Below are 272 nucleotides of genomic sequence, written 5' to 3' on the forward strand. Positions count from 1 at the left end.
CCCCATGACTTTTTCGGCATCAATTCATGCCTATAGGATGTCAATGCATGTCTAGTTCGACGGCATATGCTGCTTTCTCCCGCTTGATTTTCCTGCTCGCGACCCTGCTGGCCGCCTGGGGTGTCCAGGCGGATGTGACGCCTCCCAGTGACCGGATCGTCGGCCTGGTGGTGGGGGATCAGCAGCGGCTGCATCTGCCCCGGGCCGTGGCGCGCACCGCCATCGGCTCGGGACAGATCGCCAGCGCGCAACTGGCCAGCGACCGTGAGCTT

1 protein-coding gene is annotated in these 272 nt (G+C 63.2%); it reads left to right on the forward strand.

Features of this window, described 5'->3' with window-relative positions:
• Positions 1 to 47: 47 nt before the first annotated feature.
• Positions 48 to 272, forward strand: a 225-nt coding sequence (locus ACS2QP_RS27715; protein ID WP_438883057.1) for a pilus assembly protein N-terminal domain-containing protein, incomplete at its 3' end; no start/stop codon positions are given.

It is taken from the genome of Bacillus cereus group sp. Bce019 (genome assembly GCF_051781745.1).
In the GTDB taxonomy this organism is placed as follows: Bacteria; Bacillota; Bacilli; order Bacillales; family Bacillaceae_G; genus Bacillus_A; species Bacillus_A cereus.